Origin of the sequence: Nakamurella aerolata (genome assembly GCF_013002705.1) — a bacterium.
Classification (GTDB): Bacteria; Actinomycetota; Actinomycetes; order Mycobacteriales; family Nakamurellaceae; genus Nakamurella; species Nakamurella aerolata.
Genome location: NZ_JABEND010000002.1, coordinates 509845 through 529010 on the forward strand (window position 1 = coordinate 509845; position 19166 = coordinate 529010).

Annotated in this window: 13 protein-coding genes and 1 pseudogene; 7 read left to right on the top strand and 7 right to left on the bottom strand. The window is 69.1% G+C overall.

Annotated elements, in window-relative coordinates:
- Positions 1-3 precede the first annotated feature (3 nt).
- Positions 4-1431 carry an oligosaccharide flippase family protein gene (locus tag HKD39_RS05485; RefSeq protein WP_171198784.1) on the top strand — a complete coding sequence of 476 codons (1428 nt, stop codon included), beginning with the start codon at positions 4-6 and terminating at the stop codon, positions 1429-1431.
- On the opposite strand, the gene HKD39_RS05490 is transcribed toward HKD39_RS05485, so the two are convergent.
- The 3 genes from HKD39_RS05490 to HKD39_RS05500 are packed head-to-tail and all read right to left on the bottom strand — an operon-like array spanning position 1409 to position 4997.
- A complete protein-coding gene (locus HKD39_RS05490) occupies positions 1409-2617 on the bottom strand; it encodes a glycosyltransferase family 4 protein (protein ID WP_171198785.1) in 1209 nt (402 codons plus the stop codon). The genes HKD39_RS05485 and HKD39_RS05490 overlap by 23 nt on opposite strands.
- Positions 2614-3972 carry a GH39 family glycosyl hydrolase gene (locus tag HKD39_RS05495; RefSeq protein ID WP_171198786.1) on the bottom strand — a complete coding sequence of 453 codons (1359 nt, stop codon included), beginning with the start codon at positions 3970-3972 and terminating at the stop codon, positions 2614-2616. The genes HKD39_RS05490 and HKD39_RS05495 overlap by 4 nt, the downstream gene beginning before the upstream one ends.
- Positions 3969-4997, bottom strand: a complete 1029-nt coding sequence (locus HKD39_RS05500; protein ID WP_171198787.1) for an LpxL/LpxP family acyltransferase — start codon at positions 4995-4997, stop codon at positions 3969-3971. Before HKD39_RS05500 ends, HKD39_RS05495 begins: the two co-directional genes overlap by 4 nt.
- Before the next feature lie 293 nt (positions 4998-5290).
- On the opposite strand from HKD39_RS05500, the gene HKD39_RS05505 reads away from it, so the two are divergent.
- Together HKD39_RS05505 and HKD39_RS05510 are read left to right on the top strand one after the other, a co-directional pair.
- Positions 5291-6448 (top strand): GDSL-type esterase/lipase family protein, encoded by a 1158-nt coding sequence (locus HKD39_RS05505; protein ID WP_171198788.1) that lies wholly within the window; start codon positions 5291-5293, stop codon positions 6446-6448.
- 499 nt (positions 6449-6947) lie between these two features.
- Positions 6948-7832, top strand: coding sequence for a lysozyme (locus tag HKD39_RS05510; protein WP_171198789.1), 885 nt, complete (start codon positions 6948-6950; stop codon positions 7830-7832).
- 132 nt (positions 7833-7964) lie between these two features.
- Here HKD39_RS05510 and HKD39_RS05515 read toward each other — a convergent pair whose 3' ends face one another.
- The 3 genes and pseudogenes from HKD39_RS05515 to HKD39_RS05525 form a co-directional block, all read right to left on the bottom strand.
- Positions 7965-9527 (bottom strand): GntP family permease, encoded by a 1563-nt coding sequence (locus tag HKD39_RS05515; protein ID WP_171198790.1) that lies wholly within the window; start codon positions 9525-9527, stop codon positions 7965-7967.
- 194 nt (positions 9528-9721) lie between these two features.
- Positions 9722-10195: pseudogene (locus HKD39_RS05520) on the bottom strand (gluconokinase); the annotation flags it as partial.
- A 168-nt stretch (positions 10196-10363) separates the two neighbouring features.
- Entirely contained in the window at positions 10364-13423 is a 3060-nt protein-coding gene (locus tag HKD39_RS05525; RefSeq protein WP_171198791.1) for a discoidin domain-containing protein, read from the bottom strand.
- 453 nt (positions 13424-13876) lie between these two features.
- Here HKD39_RS05525 and HKD39_RS05530 point away from each other — a divergent pair, with 453 nt between their 5' ends.
- Positions 13877-14692 (top strand): alpha/beta hydrolase fold domain-containing protein, encoded by an 816-nt coding sequence (locus HKD39_RS05530; protein ID WP_171198792.1) that lies wholly within the window; start codon positions 13877-13879, stop codon positions 14690-14692.
- 177 nt (positions 14693-14869) lie between these two features.
- On the opposite strand, the gene HKD39_RS05535 is transcribed toward HKD39_RS05530, so the two are convergent.
- Complete coding sequence (locus HKD39_RS05535) at positions 14870-17149, bottom strand: catalase (protein WP_171198793.1); 2280 nt, start codon at positions 17147-17149, stop codon at positions 14870-14872.
- Positions 17150-17259: 110 nt separating this feature from the next.
- On the opposite strand from HKD39_RS05535, the gene HKD39_RS05540 reads away from it, so the two are divergent.
- The 3 genes from HKD39_RS05540 to rplC all read left to right on the top strand — a co-directional run bounded on the left by HKD39_RS05540 (position 17260) and on the right by rplC (position 19156).
- Positions 17260-17577: a hypothetical protein gene (locus HKD39_RS05540; RefSeq protein WP_171198794.1), complete on the top strand. Its 318-nt coding sequence runs from the start codon at positions 17260-17262 to the stop codon at positions 17575-17577.
- Positions 17578-18116: 539 nt separating this feature from the next.
- Positions 18117-18422 (top strand): 30S ribosomal protein S10, encoded by a 306-nt coding sequence (rpsJ, locus tag HKD39_RS05545; RefSeq protein ID WP_010120790.1) that lies wholly within the window; start codon positions 18117-18119, stop codon positions 18420-18422.
- Positions 18423-18466: 44 nt separating this feature from the next.
- Positions 18467-19156, top strand: a complete 690-nt coding sequence (gene rplC, locus HKD39_RS05550; protein ID WP_171198795.1) for a 50S ribosomal protein L3 — start codon at positions 18467-18469, stop codon at positions 19154-19156.
- Positions 19157-19166: the final 10 nt, after the last annotated feature.

The following is a 19166-nucleotide window of genomic DNA, read 5'->3' on the forward strand; positions in this document are numbered from 1 at the left end:
CACATGGCTGACCCCGACGGCAGCACCCCGGCAACGCCCCACCGGCCGGACCAGCGGCCGCACCGGCCGACGGCGGTGGACCTCGGGCAGGCCGGCGTGCCCGACGCCCCGCCGTCCGAGATCGAACTGTCCACCGAACCCGCCGGTGCCGACGGCGCCGCGGCGGCGACCGGCGAAAGTGAGGCGGCCGGTTCCCGGCTGGCCAAACTCGGGCTGATCGCGGCGCTGGTGTCGCGGGTGTTCGGTCGGCTGGTCGGCATCATTCTGGTGATCTTCCTGGCCCGCGAGGCCAGCGACGAGACGGTGGCCGTCTACGGCTATCTGCTCGGCACCGCGACGCTGGTGCTGGTGCTCACCGACCTCGGCGTCGCCGCCATTGCCGGCCGCGAGGTGGCCGCCGGTCGGTTGCCGGCCGGTGGCGCCTTGCGCAGTGCCCTTCCCCTGCAAGCGTTCTCGGTGGCAGCGGCGGCACTGGCCACCGTGCTGCTCACGGTGTTCTTCGGGCCGAAGGGGGTGCCGGTCTCTGCGCTGTTGCTGACCGTCGCCTTCGTGGTGGTGAGCGGCTTCAACGGGCTGTGGGCCGAGCTGCTGCGCGCCACCGGACGTGTGATGCTTGAGGGCGCGCTGCAGATGGGCGGTGCCGTCGCGCTGGTGATCGGCGGCCTGATCGTGGTGTACAGCGGCGGCAGCGCCACCGCGCTGATGGTGGTGGTGTTCGCCAAAGAGCTCGTGGTGCTGGTGATCTGCATCGTGCTGCTGCCGCCGAGGGACGAGCCCAGCCTCGCCTGGAAATCGCTGCTGGGCCAAAGCATCTGGGTGGCGGTGGCCGGCACCGCGATGGTGGTGCTGTGGCGGCAGGGCACCATCGTCGCCGGGACCGGATCGACGGCGGTACTGGCCGCGTACGTGGTGGCCTCGCGGTACCTTGACGCCGGCGTCACCGTGGCACATACCGTCGGATTCGGCCTGGTGCCGGGGATGTCGGCGCTGTCCAACGACCCGGCAGCGTTGCGCCGGGCCGCCATCCGCTATCTCAAGCTCGGCACCATCGCCGGACTTGCGGTGGCGGTGATCGGCTTCGTCGGTGCGCCCTGGCTGGTCGAGGTGCCGTTCGGTGCCAGGTGGGAGGGCGCGATTCCGGCGGTACGCTACCTGGCGATCAGCGCGCTGCCGATCCTGCTCAGCTTCGTGCTCTGGCCGGTGCTGTTGGCCCAGCACCGGGTGAAGCTGTTGGCCGGCGCAGGGATTGCCGCGGTGCTGGTCGGACTTCCGACCGGGTTGGTGCTGTTCAAGCTCTGGCACGATCCGGCCGCCCCTGTGGTCGGCACCGGGGTAGGGGCGGTGGTGTTGCTCGCGGTGCTGCTCTGGGGAGTCAAAGACCTGTTGCGCGGCAACGACACCAGGCAGCTCAGCCGGCAGCGTCCCGAATGACGTCGAGCAGCCGGTTGGCCGTGATGGTGACGTCAAGGTCTTCCTGAACCCGCCTGCGGGCCCGCTCGCCGAGTCGCCGGCGCTCGTCCGGATCGTCGAGCAGCCGGGTCAGCGCGCTGCTGATGCTGTCTTCGCTGACGGTGTCGAGGACGACGCCGGCGGCTCCGTCCAGCACCATCTCCGGCATCCCGCCGACACCGGACACCACCGGCGTGACGCCGTGAGACATGGCCTCCATCACCGCATTCGGCCACTGGTCGATGCTGCTGGGCAGCGCCATGATGTCGGCGTTGGCGAGCTGGGCGTCCACCTTGCCGTCGCCGGGGCGGGCGTCACCGACAACGGTGACGTTGCGCAGTGGCCGGTCGATCCCGGCGGCCGCCGCGACGGCGTCGACATCGTCGCCGGTGACCAGCACCAGCTCGGCGCGATCGGCGAGGTCACGCTGGTGGGCCCGCAGCAGGTCGATGCCGCCCTTGCGCTGCATCGACCGCCCGATGAACAGCACCCGCGGCAGGGTCGGTGCCCCGCTCGCCGGCTGAGCGCTTGTCGACTGAGCGCCCGCCGACTGAGCGCTTGCCGACTGCTGGCCGGGCGGGGTACTGGTCGCCGCGGGCAGCGGGACGCCCATCGGCAGGGTGCTGATCTGCTCGGGGTCGAGGCCGTAGTGCCCAGTGAGTGAGTCGGCCGCCCAGCGACTGTTGGCCACCACCCGCGCGGCGCCGCGGTACAGCCGCCGCTCGAACGGCGTCACCAGCGGGGTGGACAGCGCCGAGAACCTGGTGGTCGGGCGGATCGGATGCAGCAGGTTGCTCTGCGCGTTGGTGGAGTCAAGGGTCACCACGTATGGCGTGCCGCGCAACGCTTTCCCGGCCAGCAATCCGGTGTTGTGGGTGTACAGGTGCACCACGTCGGCCGGCTCTTCGGCCAACCAGCGGGGCAGCATCCTTGCCACCCACGCCGACTGCGCCAGCTGGTAACGGACCGGGCGGACATCGGCGTCCCAACGCGAGAGCAGCGGCACCGGTGCGGCGGCAAGCTTGCGGATCAAATTGGGTGGCGGCACCTCGACAATCCTGATGCTGATGTCGTCGCGCTGGGCGGCGACCGTGCGCAGGTGGTGGTGCACCGTCGCGTGGCCGCCGATGTTCTCGTTGACCAGCAACGCTTTTACCGGGCGGCTCATGCGACTCCGAACTGGGAAAGGGCGCCGGCGAAGGCGCTGAACGCCGGCTTCTGGCTTCCGTCGACGCGCAGCAGCCCGAACGAGTTCTCGTAAGGAGTGGAGTCGTCGCGGTCGCGCAGGCAGAACCAGAACGCGGCGGTGACATACGAATACTGCTGCATCACCGCGACCGAGCGGCGCAGATAGTCGGCCTGCACGGTCTCGCTGACGCCGGGTCGGTCGCCGCCGGTCGGGGTGCTCCAGCCGTACTCGGTGAACCAGATCGGCTTGCCGGCATCACCGTTCTGCTCCATCACCTGCCGCACCGCGGCGACCTGGTTGATCCGGTAGATGTTCTGGGCGGCAGGCAGTTCCGGCGCTCCGGTGGTCGGGTCGATGTACGGGTGGGTGGCGAGTACGTCGAAGTAGGCGTTGCCGCCCAGCTCGTAGAGCCGCAGGACCCAGCCGACGTCGTTGCCGCTGATCCCGCCGGACACCACCAGCGCGTCCGGATCGCCGGCGCGGACCCCGGCAAAGCCTGCCCGCAGCACCGGAAGGTAGCTGTCTGCGGTGACCTTGGTGCACATCGGCTCGGTGCAGTCCGGTTCGTTCCAGATCTCCCAGGCCTGCACCCGGCCGGCGTAGCGGTTGGCCAGGTAGCCCATGGCGCGCTGAAACTGCGCAGGGGTGTTGGGGAAGTTGTGATAGGTGCGTTGACCGTCCCAGGTGGGGGTGCAGCCGACCGTCATCAGAATGTTGAAACCCTTGCCGCGCAAGGTGTCGACAATGGTGTCCAGTCGCTGCTGATACCAGCCGGACACGATGCCGGGACCACGCTCTTCCAGCGAACACCAGCCGATGTCGACTCTGATCCACTTGACCCCGGTGGACGCCGCCGCATTGGCCAACGGGGCGAGCCGTTCCCAGTCCCGCCAGGCGGCGAACATGGTCAGCCCGACGTGCAAACCCTGGCCGGGGGCCATGTTGAGCTCGGAAAGGCTGCTCGGTGGCGATGCCGGTTGTTGACCGGTCCAGGTCGGTTCGCCCAGCGTTGTCGAGGCGGCAGTCTGTGCTGGGGTTTGGGCGGGCGGAGCGGCCGGCGCGTTCTGCTGGCCGGGAATGGCCGGCCCGTTCTGCAGCGCCCCGATCGCCCGGTGACTCTCCGGTGCGGTTGCCGGGGCAGCGCCGTTGCCACTGGAACAGGCCGCCGCGACCAGCGCGGTCACCACCAGGGTGACAACGGTGCCGGCCAGACTCAGCCCGGCGACGCGGCCGGACGTGCGGCGCCGCCGCCACCGCGCGGCGCTGCCCCGCGTCGGCCCGCCGTGATCGGTGTTGTCGGTGGTGCTGTTTTGCGTGCGCTTCGGTTGAATCATGTTCGCAGCCAAGCGGTTTCGGTCGCCCTGGCCCACATGCCGGGACGGATGGGATTGTTCAGGTGCTCGGGCGCGCCGGAGACGGCGGCGTCGTGCACGTCGGCTAGCGCCTGATGCAGCGCGCCGGTGTCCGGGTAATCGGCAGGGTCGAGCGCAGGGAACAGCTGCAGGTACCAACTGCGTCCCCGTGGCAGCGCAGTTCCCGGCACAATCAGCGCGTTGGCCAGCCCGGCCAACCGTGCGGTGCCGTCCACCATCTCGACATCGCGGCCGAGGTAGCGCGTCACCCGCTTGCCCGGCAGGTCCATCGCCAGCATGATGATGCCGCCGGCCTTCAGCGCTCGCAGCAGCACCGACGCCGAGCCACCCGAGTAGGCGATGCCGAATCCGTTGCGGCGCAAGATGCTGCGCTTCTTCTCCACCTGCAGCCCGGCGAATCCGTCCGGCACGGCCTCGGTGACCCAGTCGCCGTTGACGGCGACTATGGGTGCGTGCCGACCGAGAATGGTCCAGGCCATCTCCGGTCCGTAGTGCACGAACGAGATGATGATGCCGCGACCGCTGGCGCGGGCCTCGGCGAGGTGGTCGAGACCGTGAATCGGTATGCGCTGCAAGGCTTTCGGTCGGTAGTACAGCTCCCAGCCGCGGGCCAGGGCCCGCACCTGGGCTCGGGCCAGCCGGGCGATCTCCGGCGCCGGGGTGTCCGGCGGCAGTACCGCGCGCATGGCGTTCTCCGCCGCGGCCCGGCGACCGGGAAGCAGTCGGGTGGCCAGCCCGTACACCAGGTCGGTGGCGGCCAGCGCCAGCGGCGTCGGCAGCAGCGCATGCACCCGGTCGCTGTCGCGCAGCCGCGCCAGCAGGCCGGCGTTCGGCACCGGGCGGGGCCGGGTGAGGGCAGGGTCGGCGCCGGGGAAGGCGTCGGACGGCAGTGGCGGCGTCGTCGCCGACTCAACGGCGGCGTCGGCAGACCCCGACGCCGGCACCTGCTCGGCCGCCGTCGCTGATTCGGGCGATGTGTGCGCCACGCTCCCCTCCACTGTTGCTGGCCCCGTGTGTCTTTTAGCTCGCGGCGGTGCCTCGCACGGTGCGACGCACCGGCGCTGGGCACCGTGCTGATCACCCGGGTGGGCCATGCCGGTCGCAGCTCACCCGCACGGCATCGGACGCCCTACCATTTTCGCATACCATGGCGCTTCGGTCGCGCGCTCAGCGACCCGCAGTTCCGCCGCGCCGGTGCGGGGGTTCCCCGCCTCGCCAGGCCCGCATCGGGTCGGCCGGGCGAGAAGACAATCGCCAACCAGCGGCAGGAGTGTGACAGATGCGGTCAACGGTGCTGGCGGCGACACCGCAACCGCCGCCTCAGCCGCCTCAGCGGACGGCCCGCCGGCGCAGGGGACGGCGCACCGTCACCGCGACGCTCACCGCGCTGGCCCTTGCGGTGCTGGCCGGCTGCTCGCCGGGCGGCAGTGCCACTACGGACGGCAGGGCCACCACGGACGGCAGTGCCACCACGGACGGCAGTGCCACCACGGACGGCAGTGCCACCGCGGGCGGCACCGGCATCGTGCCGTCCGGACCGACCGGCACCGGTGCGGCCAGCCCCGGCCCCGCATCGAGCGGCGGGGCCGGCCCGGCCGACGTCTACCTCTCGCTCGGCGATTCCTACGGCGCCGGCTACCGGCCCCTGCCACAGGGCGGCTTCGGCACCACAAGGGACGGGTTCGCCTACCGACTCACCGCAGCGCTCGCCGATGCCGGCAATCCGGTGGAGTTGGTGAACCTGGCCTGCTCTGGCGCGACCACCCAAGACATGCGCAGCAGCAACGGTTGTGACCCGAACCTGCTCGGTCCTGGCGCGCCCCGGTATTCGACCCCGCAGCTGGCCGCGGCGCTGGAGCTGATCCGGCAGCGACCCGGCGCCGTCAAGCTGATCACCCTGGTGATCGGCGGCAACGACTTTCAACCCTGCTTCACCGGGGCGGTGTCGGCGATGGGCACCGCATCCAGCGCCACCGCGGTGCCGACCGATGTCGAGGCCACGGCCCAGCGTTGTCTGGACGAGAAGCTGGCCGCCATGTCGACCAACCTTGCCGACATCGTCGGCCAGTTGCGCGCGGCGGCCGGTCCGGACGTCACCATCGTCGGCTTGACCTATCCGGATGTCTTCCTCGGGGTGTATCCCAGCGGGAACCGAGCGGTGGCGACGGCCAGCATCAGCGTCTTCCGCGACCAGATCAACCCGCGGTTGCAGCGTGCCTACGCCGCCGCCGACGCCAGGTTCGTCGATCTGACCGCGGCGTTCGGTGGCTACCAGCCGATGGGCAACACACAGCCGGTGGAAGGTATCGGCACGCTCCCGGTGCCGGTCGCCCGGATCTGCACGCTGACCTTCGCCTGCAGTCAACAGGACGTGCATCCGCAACCAGCGGGGCATCAGCTGATCGCCGATCAGATTCAGCAGGCGCTTGCCGGTTGATCCGGACCGAGCTGACTAGCTCGCCGATGTAAATTTCTGACACGTTCAGCCGCTCTTTGAGCAACTTCACTCCATTGAATCGCGATGGGGAGCCGGGGTCACCGACGGTGCGCAACACGGCGTCCACCCGTCCGGGCGCTGGCGCGATCGGTTGAGGCAGCGCTCCCGCAATGCCCTGTTCGGCTGATGTCATCAACGCGGCGTTGCCGCCGTACCGTTCGGCGATCGATCGCAGCTGGTGCGTCGTCGGCGAATCCGGCATAGAGTCCGAGCGTCGCGACGATCCTGGCCTCGGCCACCCGGGGGCAGCACATCAGCGGGCCGTCGAACCTTTCGCCGGGCCGCGCCGCCTCCGTCCTTCGGATCGCTTCTCGACGGGCCACCCGGCCCCGGATGTCGCGGGCGCACCCGCCCGTTGCTCCTGTTGTTGTCCATGTGTTGCCCGGTTGATGTCAGGGACTCACCGTCTTCTCGACTCGTCGAACGAAAGGTGTCGTGCATGTCCATCACCACAGCTACCCAAGCGTCCGCTACCCGAACCAGCCCTAGGAGGACCAGACGACGGCTGAGCGGCCTCGGTGCCGTCGCCGGCGTCGCCGCCCTGCTGCTGACCGCAGCGCCGGCCGCGCAGGCGGCCCCGGCCGCGCAACCGAAGGCAGGCGACGGCGTCCAACTTGCTCCCGGGCAGGCCTACCTCGGCTGGTCGACGCCGAAGAGCAGCGGTGACGCCCGCGCTCGCACCTCCAGCGCCACTGCTGCTGCCGTCGCGAGGGTTTCCGGAATCGACGTCTCCAGCTACCAGGGCAACGTCAATTGGAGTTACTACTACGGCCAGGGTTTCCGGTTCGCCTACGTCAAGGCGACCGAAGGCAACTACTACACCAACAACTACTTCACCCAGCAATACAACGGTTCGTACAACGCCGGATTCATCCGCGGCGCTTACCATTTCGCCCGGCCCGACATCGGATCCGGTGCGGCGCAAGCGGATTACTTCGTTGCCCGCGGCGGCGGTTGGTCGAGGGACGGAAAGACGCTGCCGGGGGTGCTCGACATCGAGTTCAACCCGTACGGCTCAACCTGCTACGGGCTGTCGCAGTCGGCGATGGTGTCGTGGATCCGGAGCTTCACCAATCAGTACAAGGCGCGTACCGGACGCGACGCGGTGATCTACACCAACACCGGCTGGTGGCAGCAGTGCACCGGCAACAACGCCAGCTTCGGAGCCACGAACCCGTTGTGGGTGGCCAACTACAGCACCTCAACGCCGCCGCTGCCGGCCGGCTGGAGCTACTACACGTTCTTCCAGTGGACCTCGACACCGCTGGACAAGGACTACTTCAACGGTGCCTACGACAGGTTGCAGGCGCTGGCCAACGGCTGATCGGCAACACGCCGGCCACCGATTCACCCACACCCGCTACCCGGCAGGCGGCCGGTGCTCACCCCGTGAGGAGTGAGCACCGGCCGCTCGTGCTGTTACCGCTGTTGCTGCGTCACGGCAGCGGGACCGGCGTCAAAAGATCACCCAGAGCAGCGCGGTGAGCCCGAGGCCGATCACCGAGATCATCGTCTCCATCACCGACCAGGTCTTGAAGGTCTGACCCATGGTGAGCCCGAAAGACTCCTTCACCAGCCAGAACCCGGCGTCGTTGACGTGGGAGAGGAACAGCGAGCCGGCACCGAGAGCCAGCACCAGCAAAGCCATATGGGTGTTGGACAGGTCCGCCGCCGCTGCCAGCGTGGTGATGATGCCGGCCGCGGTGGTGATGGCGACGGTCGCCGAACCGGTGGCGACCCGGATCAACACCGCCAACAGCCAGCCGAGCAACAGGATCGGCACGCCGAGGTTGATGGCCGCCTTCGCCATCGTGATGTCGGCACCGGCGCCCACCAGGCTGCCCTTGAAGCCGCCGCCGGCCCCGATCACGAACACCGCGAGCGCCACCGGGCCGATGGAATCGCCCACCCGCTTGCTGATCGACGACCCGGAGAAGCCCACCGCGTACCCGAACGTGACCATGGCCAGCAGCACCGCAAGCACCATCGCCACCAGCGGTTCGCCGAGGAAGTCGAGGATGCGGCGCAGCATCAGGTCGGGGTTGTTCTGCCAGATCACATCCGCCAGTGCACGCAGCAGCATCAGCACCACCGGGAACAGAATCGTGGCGATGGTGATGCCGAAGCTGGGGCGGCGCTTCAGTTCCGGGTCGTCCGCGGCCTGCTTGCCGTGCCAGTCGGCGGCGGTATCGTCGTCGGTGCCGCCGTCGGCCGGTGGCCGTCCCGTCCCCGATGCGGTGCCGCCGTTGCCGGCTGCCACGCCGAGCAGCTTGGCCATCGGGGCGTGATCTCCGCCCACCGGAACCCATTTCACGCACCACTTGGCGAACAGCGGGCCGCAGATGATCACGGTCGGGATGGCGCAGAGCAGGCCGAGTGCGATGGTCGGGCCGAGGATGGCCCCGCCGCCGTTCGGGTCGAGCGAGGCGATGGCCGCCAGCGGTCCCGGGTGCGGCGGCACGAATCCGTGCAGCACCGAAAGGCCGGCCCAGGCCGGAACCGCCACCAGCATCAGCGGGATCTTGCTGCGCACCGCCACCAACACCACCACCGGCAGCAGCAGCACCAGGCCGATTTCGAAGAACATCGGGATGCCGATGATCACGGCGACCAGTGCCATCAGCCATGGCACGTGTCTGGGTTTGGCGTGCGAGATCAGTTTGTCCACCACCTGATTCGCCCCGCCGGAGTCGGCCAGCAACTTGCCGAGCATGGCGCCGAGCGCCACCAGCAGACCCACCTCCTTCAGCACGGAGCCGACGCCGAAGTCGCCTGACTCGAAGTTGCCGACGGCGTCGGCCACCGGCACGCCGGAGGCCAGCGACATGAACGCCGACCCAAGGATCAGTGCCAGGAACGGGTTCATCTTGGCCCAGGCGATCAGCAGCACGATGATCGCGATGGAGCCGAAGGTGACCAGCAACAGCCGGGTGTCGTGGCCGGTCCACGGCTCGGCTGCGGCCTTCGCCTTCTCGGCGGGAGTCAGGGTGGCGGCCAAGAAACTCGAGGCAACGCTCATGGCATCTCCTGCTGTTGCTGTTGCTGTGAAGGAGTGGGTTCGGGTGAGACTGGTTGGGCGGCAACCCGATCGGGCTCGGTCGTGGGCGGCGGCTGCGGCCCTGGGTCGGCCCGTCGGCCATCAGGAGCGGCTCTGGCGCCGGCCGAGTCGGCGCCTGGCTCTGCGGCGCCCAAGCCGGACGAGCCCACGTCCGGCCGCAGTGCCAGTCGGGTCACCACCTCGGCCGCGATGGCGGCCGGCGGGCGGTCGATGTCCACCACGACGGCCCGCTCGTCCTGGCCGGGTGGTTCCAGGATCGACAGCTGAGAATCCAGCAGCGAGGTCGGCATGTAGTGCCCGGTGCGCATCGCCATCCGCCGTCCGATGCGATTGGCGTCGCCGGCCAGCAGCACGAACACCACATGCTGCCCGCGCAGCACATCGCGGTAGCTGCGTTTGAGCGCCGAGCAGGTGATGATGCCGGGGATACCGGCCAGATTGTGCTCGGTGATCCAGCAGCAGACCGTTTCCAGCCACGGCCAGCGGTCGTCGTCGGTGAGCGGCTCACCCGCGGCCATCTTGGCGACGTTCTCCTCCGGATGCATGTCGTCGCCCTCACCCAGATCCCAGCCGAGCTGACCGGCCAGGATCCCGGCGACGGTCGACTTGCCTGAACCGGAAACCCCCATCACCACCAGCACCGGTTGCTGCCGATCGCCGACACCGGGTTGCCGCCGGTCAGCGGTACCGGCCGCCGGGTCGGCCTGCCGGTCCGGGTCTGGCTGCGGGTCTGAGTCCACCCGCAGACACTAAACCCGGCCGCGTGCAGGCGCGCTCGCGCGGGCCGGAGCGCTGGATCAGCGCGGGCTGCCGAGCACCTTCAGCTCGGCGGCGTTGGCGAAGCCGCCGACGCCGGCCGTCGCGGTCAACCGCAGATAGCGCGCGCTCCGGGCGGTGAACGTCGCCGACTTTTCGGCGGCATCGGCGCCCCAGCTGCCCGATGTCACCGGGGTGAAGGTGGTCCCGTCGGTGCTGGCCGAGATGGTGTAGCCGGTGATGATCCCGTTGCTGCCGCCGGACTGGCGCGGCAGGTAGCGCAGTCCATTCAGGTTGTATGGTGCGCCCAGATCGAGGGTGATCCATTGGGGCAGTGGCGGTGTGCTCGGCGAATACTGGGTGTGCCAGAAGGTGTCGGGCTTGCCGTCGATGGCCAGCGATGCCACGTTGCCAGGTGCCTGCTGGCTGCTGGCGGTGGCCGTCATCGCTTCCCGCGGGACCAGGCCGACCGAGACCGACATGCTCGGTGACACCGCCCGGTAGTCGTCGGAACCGATGGAGTACCCGGCCTGGGCGTGCAGCTGGAAGCTGCCGGGTTCGGTGCCGGCGGGCGGCGTCACCACCCACCGCACGGTCACACTCTGGCCCGGCCGCAGGGTGCCGGGCAGGTTCGCCGTCGAGGTGCTCCAGCCGGCCGGCGTCACCAGGAACGCCTCGGCGTTGTTCACCGCCACCGACGCGGTGTTGGTGAGGGTGCTGGTGACGGTGATCGGCCGCCCCGGCCCGGTGGCCGCGGCAGAGGTGGTGAGTGCGGCCAGTTTCGGTGCCGGTTGCGTGTGCCCGGCCAGGTACAGGTCGTCGATGAACAGTTCGGTGTGCGCCGGTGCCAGCCCGTCGGAGCGCCACTGCAGGCCGGCCAGCGAGTCGGCGTCTTCACTGCGCAGGGTGGTGGCCGGGAACCGCTGCCCGTTGATCGTCACCGTCGCCGACGAGGGGCCGGCTTCGACGCCGATCGTGTTCCATTGGCCGAGGTTGGACGCCGCGTCGGTGACCGGGAACGAGCGCACCGGGCCCAGCGACTTCCAACTGCCGCCGTTGAGCACCTGCAGCGTCGGCGCCGAACTCGGCGCAGCCACCCGGAATTGCCACGGCGCAGTCTGTTTGCCCGCTGACGTGCCGACAACCGAGAAGTACACAGGGTTGGCGCCGAACTCGTAGGCCAACTGGAACTCGGCCGACTGGTACGGCGCTTGCGGACTGGCCTTGGTGATGGTCGCGTCCTGGTCGTAGCGCCGGTCCAGCAACCGCAGTGACCGTTGCGAGTGGGCTCCGCCCGCCTCAACGTCGGTGACGGTGGCGTTGACCCCGCCGGTGAAACCACGCGGAATGGCGAACGGTGCATCGTTCTCGAAGGTGTCGAGCTGCTGCGCGTACAGCTCAAGCTCGACCACCGGAGTGGTGGCGCCGGCCTTTCCGGTGACCTTGACGTACTGCGCGGTCACCGGCGTCAGATCGTGGTAGCGCATCGCCCGGTCCTGGGTGCCGCGGATCGTGAGAACCGGTGCACCCCAGGCTTTCCCGTCGGCGGAGACCTGAACATCGGCGTCCAGCGGTTGCCCGGTGCCGAGCATGATGCCCAGCTTGTCCAGCCGGTACGGGCGGTCCAGCCGCAGCACCATCGACGGCGCGGCGCCGTCGGCGCGCTGCAGCACGGTGGCGGCCCGCTCGGCCGAGCTGCCGTCGAAGGCGCCCTCGGCCCGCTGTTCCGGGTAGATCTTGTTCGGTGCGGCGAAGTCGCCGGTGACGGTCGCCGTCTTGTCCAGCAGCCGGCTCATCACGTCGATCTTGCCGACGCCGGGGGTGACGGCGTCGATGTATTTGGCCTGGATGCCGTACTGCTCGTTGTACGACTTGCACCAGTTGTTGGTGATGCAGGTGTCGTAGAACAGCAGCGAGCGGTTCGCGGCCACCAGAAGGATGGAGGTGTTGCCACCGGAGCCGTAGCTGCGCTGTTGGTTCTGCTCGATCGGGGTGGTGGTGTCGAAGGCGTTGCTGAAGGTCACCTGGTGGTCGGTCCAGCTACGCCCGGTGCCGTCCTCGGAGACCAGCAACTGGTTGTCAGGACGACCGTACGACAGCAGCAGCATGCCGTTGGGCTGCAGGCTGAAGTTCGGGTCGATGCCCTTCACAACGGTGCCGCCGGCGGTGGTGAGAGGCGTTGGGGTCGACCAGGTTTGGCCGACGTCGTCCGAATAGGAGACGAGCAGTTCGGTCGGCGCCACCTGCACCGGCTTGTAGTCGGTCCGCATGATCGCGATCAGCCGGTTGTCGGTGGTCCAGCTGATGCCCGGCTCGACGATGTTCTTGGTCGGTGTGCCCTTGGCGATGGTGGAGCGGACCGACCAACTGGCCCCGTTGTCCGTCGACTGCAAGATGATCACCCGCGCCGCCGGGTCGCCGGTGACCTGGGTGTAGGCGGGCATCAGCAGGGTGCCGTCCGGCAGCTGGTATAGCCCGCGCGCGACCCGAAGGCCCCGCTCCATCGGGCCCCAGTTGGTGCCGGCCGGGGGAGCGACCGGCACCGTTGACCTGGTGAAGGTGCTGCCACCATCGGTGGATCGGTAGCTGACCAGTACCACGTTGCGATGGCTGGCGTCGGTCCACTCCGGGATGAAGTCGACGGTCAGCAGCGACCCGTCGGCCAGCTTGGCCATGTTCAACGCCATCCAGTCGCTGGGGCCAACGGTGTTCCAGGTCTGGCCGCTGTTGCCGGAGCGGGCGACGACCGACACGGCATCGGCGCTGGCCAGGTCGGCGTTTGCGCTGAAGCTGACCGCCATTTTCTTGGCGGTGCGGCCGGTCGCGTCGACGGTGTCCCATTGACTGGCCCGCGGTGCACTGGCTTTGAACCCAGGAGCCGGGTTGTACACGCCCCACGCCGGGCCGAGCTCGATCCCGGCCTTGTCCACCGCGGTGCCATCCCCGGACGGGGCGGTGCCGGGGGGCAGGTCGGTGTAGTTGCCGGTCGCCAGCGGGGAGACCGCCGATCCGGGGATGACGGCGACCGCGGTGGCGCCGGCGCCGATCAGTGCGCCGGCCAGCCAGGCGGACAGTCGTGATCGTCGCGAGTTGCTGCGCATGGTTCCTGCCTTTGCTGTGTCCGAGCCGGCGTCGGCAGCCGGTGGCCGGCCACCGAGACGTCGCTGTCCGGAAGTCGGTGAGCGGAGTTCGGGGGAGTGGAGCAGGCTCGGCACGTCCGTTGTGGGCGGTTCTGTGCGAGTTCGTGGAATTCTGTTTCAGATGATGGCACTGAGCCGTGATGCTGGCAACAACGGCGAGCGAAAATGCCACCTTCGGGTGGTGGACGCTGCGCTCGGCCGATTCCCGGCACTCGTGGCCGGGTTCGAACCGATGTCGCGGGAATCGTTGGGTCGCAACGGATGCGGTGGTTGCAGGCTCCAACGAGCGGCGATACCCGCCGCGTGCAAGAGTGAGCCCATGATGGTCGGGTCTGCGCGGCTGGTCGGTTTTGCGCGGCTGGTCGGTTCTGCGCGGCACCGTCGCGCTGTCGGTGGCTGCCCGGTGACCGTGGCGTGACTGCTCACCATGGCTGGTACAGCTACGACCCGTCGACGGATTCCGCTGAGCCGGTGCCTCCCGATGGGAGCGTGCTGCGCGGTTTGCCGGCGTCCGACCCGGGAGCGCCCGCGGTACTGGTGCTGCCCGGCGGCGGGTACCAGCTGCATGCCGACCACGAAGCCGAGCCGGTCGCGGAGTGGTTTCACCAGCGTGGGTTTGCGGCGTTCGTGCTGCGGTACCGCGTGGCGCCGCATCGGTTTCCGGCCGGTCTGCTGGACGCATGGCGCACGCTGCGCTGGCTCCGACGGCACGCCGGCCAGCTCGGGTTCCGGCCGGATCGCGTTGTGGTACTGGGATTCTCGGCGGGCGGGCATGTCGCCGCGCTGCTTGCGGTCGGGTTCGACCCTGAGGCGGCCGTGGCCGAATCCGCCTCACTCGGCGGCACAACGGACGATCGTCCTGACGGGTGCGTCCTGGGTTACCCGGCCACCAGAGTGTCGGACCCGGTGACAGCAGAACTATTGGGCGACAACCTGTTCGGCGAGCCGCGATCGGCGAAGCTGCGGAAGCTGGATGTGGCCGACCTGGTGGACGCGGCCACCCCGCCGACCTTCATCTGGCACACGGCCCCGGACCGGGTGGTGCCCGCTGCCCAATCGCTGGACTACACCAACGCCTTGGTCAGGGCCGGTGTGCCCGTCGAGCTGCACCTGTTTGACGACGGGCCGCACGGAATCGGCCTGGCCGCGGCGCAGCCAGGGGCGCGGCAGTGGCCGGCTCTTGTGGACAGCTGGCTCGACGTGCACGGATTCGTGCCGGCGTCGCACTGATGCCGCGTCTGCTTGAAGCCGCGTCTGCTGCTACGGCACCGCCCGCACTGAGCCATATGCACCCGGCCGCCAGGCGGTCGGCCGGTGCCCTGGTGGGGTGCCACGCCTGGCGCGCCAGGCACCCAACCGGACGCCGGCCGACCCTGACCCCGGTACCCGCGGGACGTCGAGCGCCGGTCAGCCCCGCTGCCACATCCGGTGCTGGGCAAGGAGTTCGGTGAGTTCGTCCACCACCGCGCTGGCGGAGCCGGTGGCGACTCCCGGAGCACCGAGATCCACCACGTCGGCGATGCCGGAGTCGTCCAGCCCGTCGAGCACACCGATCGGCTTGGCCTGCCGGAACAGTTCACCGAACAGCTTGACCACCCGTGGATCCAGCTGCCCGGCCGGCTGATGGCCGGCCTTGCTGTCGCGCGCGGGGAAGGCGTCGTCCGCCGGCGCCGCCAGCCCGGCCAGGACCGCGGCGTCCAACTCCACCGACGCCGCCGTGAGATAGCTGCGCTGGATGGCTTGCTTGCCGAATGTGCCGCCGGTCGGCGCGATCAGCAGCGGCAGCATGCCGGCGGACCGCACCGCGTCGGCCACCGCAGCCGCCACCGTGGGATCGGTGTCGGCGCCGACCACAACGCCGACCCTGCGCCCGGCCACCGGCCACCGCCCGCCCAGCTGACTCAGCGCCGGGCTGGGCTCGGGAGTGGTGAGCTTCTCCGTCGGTTTCGGAGCCGGCAGGCCCAGACCTGCGGCCACCTGCTGGCACAGCTCGGCGTCGATGTTCGCCAGGCAGCCGAGTTGGCGCAGTTTGATGTTCTCCTCGTAGCACTTGGCCAGCTCGAAGGTGTAGGCAGCGATCACGTGCTGCTTCTCCACCTCGCCCAACGATGCGTAGAACAACCGGCATTGGGTGTAGTGGTCTTCGAACGACTCCGACAGCTCGCGCACCTTGGCGCCGTGCACCTCGGTGGGGATGTCGATGAAGGCGCCCTCCGCGGTGCTGGCGGTGAACGGACAGCCGCCGTCGAGCGAGTTCGGCCGGTACGCGGCGACCCCACCGGGAACCGCGTCCTGGTGGCTGCCGTCCCGCAACAGATCGTTGACCGCGGCATGCGGCCGGTTGATCGGCAGCTGGCTGAAGTTCGGGCCGCCGAGCCGGCTGAGCTGGGTGTCGATGTAGGAGAACAACCGCGCCTGCAACAGCGGATCGTTGGTGACGTCGATACCGGGCACCAGGTGACCGGGGTTGAACATCACCTGCTCGGTCTCGGCAAAGTAGTTGATGGGATTGCGATTCAGCGTCATCGTGCCGATGATCTGCACCTCGGCCAGTTCCTCGGGGACGAGCTTGGTGGGGTCCAGCAGGTCGATCCCGGAGAAGGTCTGCTCGTCGTTGTCCGGCATCACCTGCACCCCGAGGTCCCAGACCGGGTAGACGCCGGCCTCGATGGCGTCGGCTAGATCCCGCCGATGGAAGTCCGGGTCGAGGCCCTGGGTCAGCTGCGCTTCTTCCCAGGTCTGCGAGTGCACACCCTGCCGTGGCTTCCAGTGGAACTTGACAAGGCAGGTCTCGCCGGCGTCGTTGATCATCCGGAAGGTGTGCAGCCCAAAACCTTCCATGGTGCGGAAGGACGCCGGCAGGGCCCGGTCCGACATGTTCCACAGAGTGTGGTGCTGGGCCTCGGTGTGCAGCGAGACGAAGTCCCAGAAGGTGTCGTGGGCGCTCTGCGCCTGCGGAATCTCGCGGTCCGGCTGCGGTTTGCCGGCATGGATCAGATCGGGGAACTTGATGCCGTCCTGGATGAAGAACACCGGGATGTTGTTGCCGACGAGGTCGTAGATGCCCTCGTCGGTGTAGAACTTGGTGGCGAATCCGCGGGTGTCGCGCACCGTGTCGGCCGAGCCCCGGCTGCCCAGAACGGTGGAGAAGCGGACGAACACCGGTGTCTCGACGCCCTTGGCCAGAAAGCCCGCCTTGCTGATGCCGGCGGCCGCGCCGTTGGCGACGAAGGTGCCGTGCGCCGCGGCGCCGCGGGCGTGCACCACCCGTTCCGGGATGCGCTCGTGGTCGAAGTGGGTGATCTTCTCGCGCAGATGATGGTCCTGCAGCAGTACCGGCCCGCGCGGGCCGGCCTTGAGCGAATGGTCGGTGTCGCCCAGCCGCACCCCGGTCGAAGTGGTCAGATACCTGCCCTGCTGGGCATTGGTCTCCGGGGGTGCGTTGTAGTCGGCCCCGGTGGGCGAGACGTTCGCCGGACCCTGCTGGTCGGCCTTGGGCGGCAACGGATCGCGGGCCTTGGTCGGCTCCGCCAGGCTGGGCGGCTCGCTCGCCGGTACGCCGGGGACGACGGCATCGCCGGTCTTGCGCCTACCGGCGCTGTCGCCGCCGGTCCGACGGGGTTCGCTCGACCTACTGTTGGATGCTGAGTTCTCGGTTGAGTTCTTGGCTGGCTTCTTGGTTGGCAATGACCTCTCCTCTCGCGGGGTGACCGATGACGAACGCTCGGCGGGACAGCCCCTCACGGTTTCGTTACCCCGGTTGCCGCCCCCGAAACCTCATGAGGCTTCGGTGGTCGGTGTCCGAGAACCGTTATGCGGCAAAGGAAACCGATGCCCAGTACTCCCCAGATGCCCACGAAGCCAGGAATGGCCGGGAATGGCCGGGAATGGCCGGGAATGGCCAGGAATCCGTAGAACGCGCAGAATGCGCGGGCCGCGTAGAGCGGCAGCCGAGGCGTGCGATGCAACGAGCGACGCAACGGCGCGACGCAACGAAGCGACGCGACGACCGCGTGCCATCCAACGGCTGCGCGCGGTGCGGCCGGCGCCTCAGCAAGCTGACCGTGCCGGTGACGCAGGTGCCGGTGATGCAGGTGCCGGTGACGGAGATCTGAGCCACACGCGGGGACGTCCAGCGTGCTCGCGACGTCCGGCGATTTGAACCGGCCCGCCATGGTGGGGCATACTCGTTGAGTTGCCCTTCCGGGGTGCTGCTTTCGTGCGGCCTGCGGCAGGGGAACAACCAGCAGTTCGGTGCTCCTCGCGAGCACAGCTGGTTCACGCCAGGACAGCGTTGCAGATGTTGCCCGGCGGCCCCGTCACCGACGTCCGGAGAATCCTCCAGCGGCACACGGTAGGGGCACGCCTGTGTGCATCATCCGCGACACGCCCGGCCGCGTGGACCGGTGAACCTGCACTGATGAACAGCGGCAGCGGCCCTCGCGGCGCGCACCACCGGGCTTGCCCGGGCAGTCGGCTTGCTCGCCGGCCGCGGTGCGCCGGAGCGGACCACTGGACTGGAGGCGGCAGCCTCGCGCTGGCATCGGCGCGGGTGCAGTGCAGGCAGACCAGTCAAGACCCAGTAGTCAAGACCCAGTGCAGCAACGCGTTCGACCGCCCGGTCGAGCGCCGGCTTGAGAAGAAGGACGGCAACGTGGCGGGACAGAAGATCCGCATCAGGCTCAAGGCCTACGACCACGAAGCGATCGACGCCTCGGCGAAGAAGATCGTCGAGACGGTGACCCGTACCGGTGCCAGGGTCGTCGGCCCGGTGCCGCTGCCCACCGAGAAGAACGTTTACTGCGTCATCCGCTCGCCGCACAAGTACAAGGACTCGCGCGAGCACTTCGAGATGCGCACGCACAAGCGGCTGATCGACATCCTCGACCCGACGCCCAAGACGGTTGACGCGCTGATGCGCATCGATCTGCCGGCGTCGGTGGACGTCAACATCCAGTAATTCGAGTCCACCGCCATCAGTCGGCAGGAGATGGGTTTTCAGACATGGCAAACACGCTGAAGGGCATCCTCGGGCACAAGCTCGGGATGACGCAGGTTTTCGACGACACCAACCGGGTCGTCCCGGTGACCGTCGTCGCCGCCGGACCGGTGGTGGTGACCGCCGTCCGCACCGCAGACAAGGACGGCTACAACGGGGTCCAGTTCGCGTTCGGCGCGATCGACCCGCGCAAGGTGAACAAGCCGCAGGCCGGCCACTTCGCCAAGGCCGGGGTCACCCCGCGCCGGCACCTGGCCGAGCTGCGCACCGAAGACGTCTCCGGCTACCAGGTGGGCCAGGAGCTCACCGCCGAGCAGGTCTTCGCCTCGGGTGACGTCATCGACGTCACCGGCACCTCCAAGGGCAAGGGCACCGCCGGTGTCATGAAGCGCCACGGGTTCGCCGGTCTTTCCGGTGGCCACGGCGTGCACCGCAAGCACCGCGCTCCCGGCTCCATCGGTGGCTGCGCCACCCCCGGCCGGGTGTTCAAGGGCCTGCGGATGGCCGGTCGCGCCGGCCAGGAGACCGTCACCACCCAGAACCTGACCGTCCACGCAGTGGATGCCGACAAGGGTCTGGTGCTGATCAAGGGCGCCATCCCCGGCCCCAAGGGCGGCCTGCTGATGATCAAGACCGCAGTGAAGTCGCCGGCAGCGGGGGTTCCCGCCGCAGCGCAATCCTCGGACGCGAAGTAAGGACACGGCC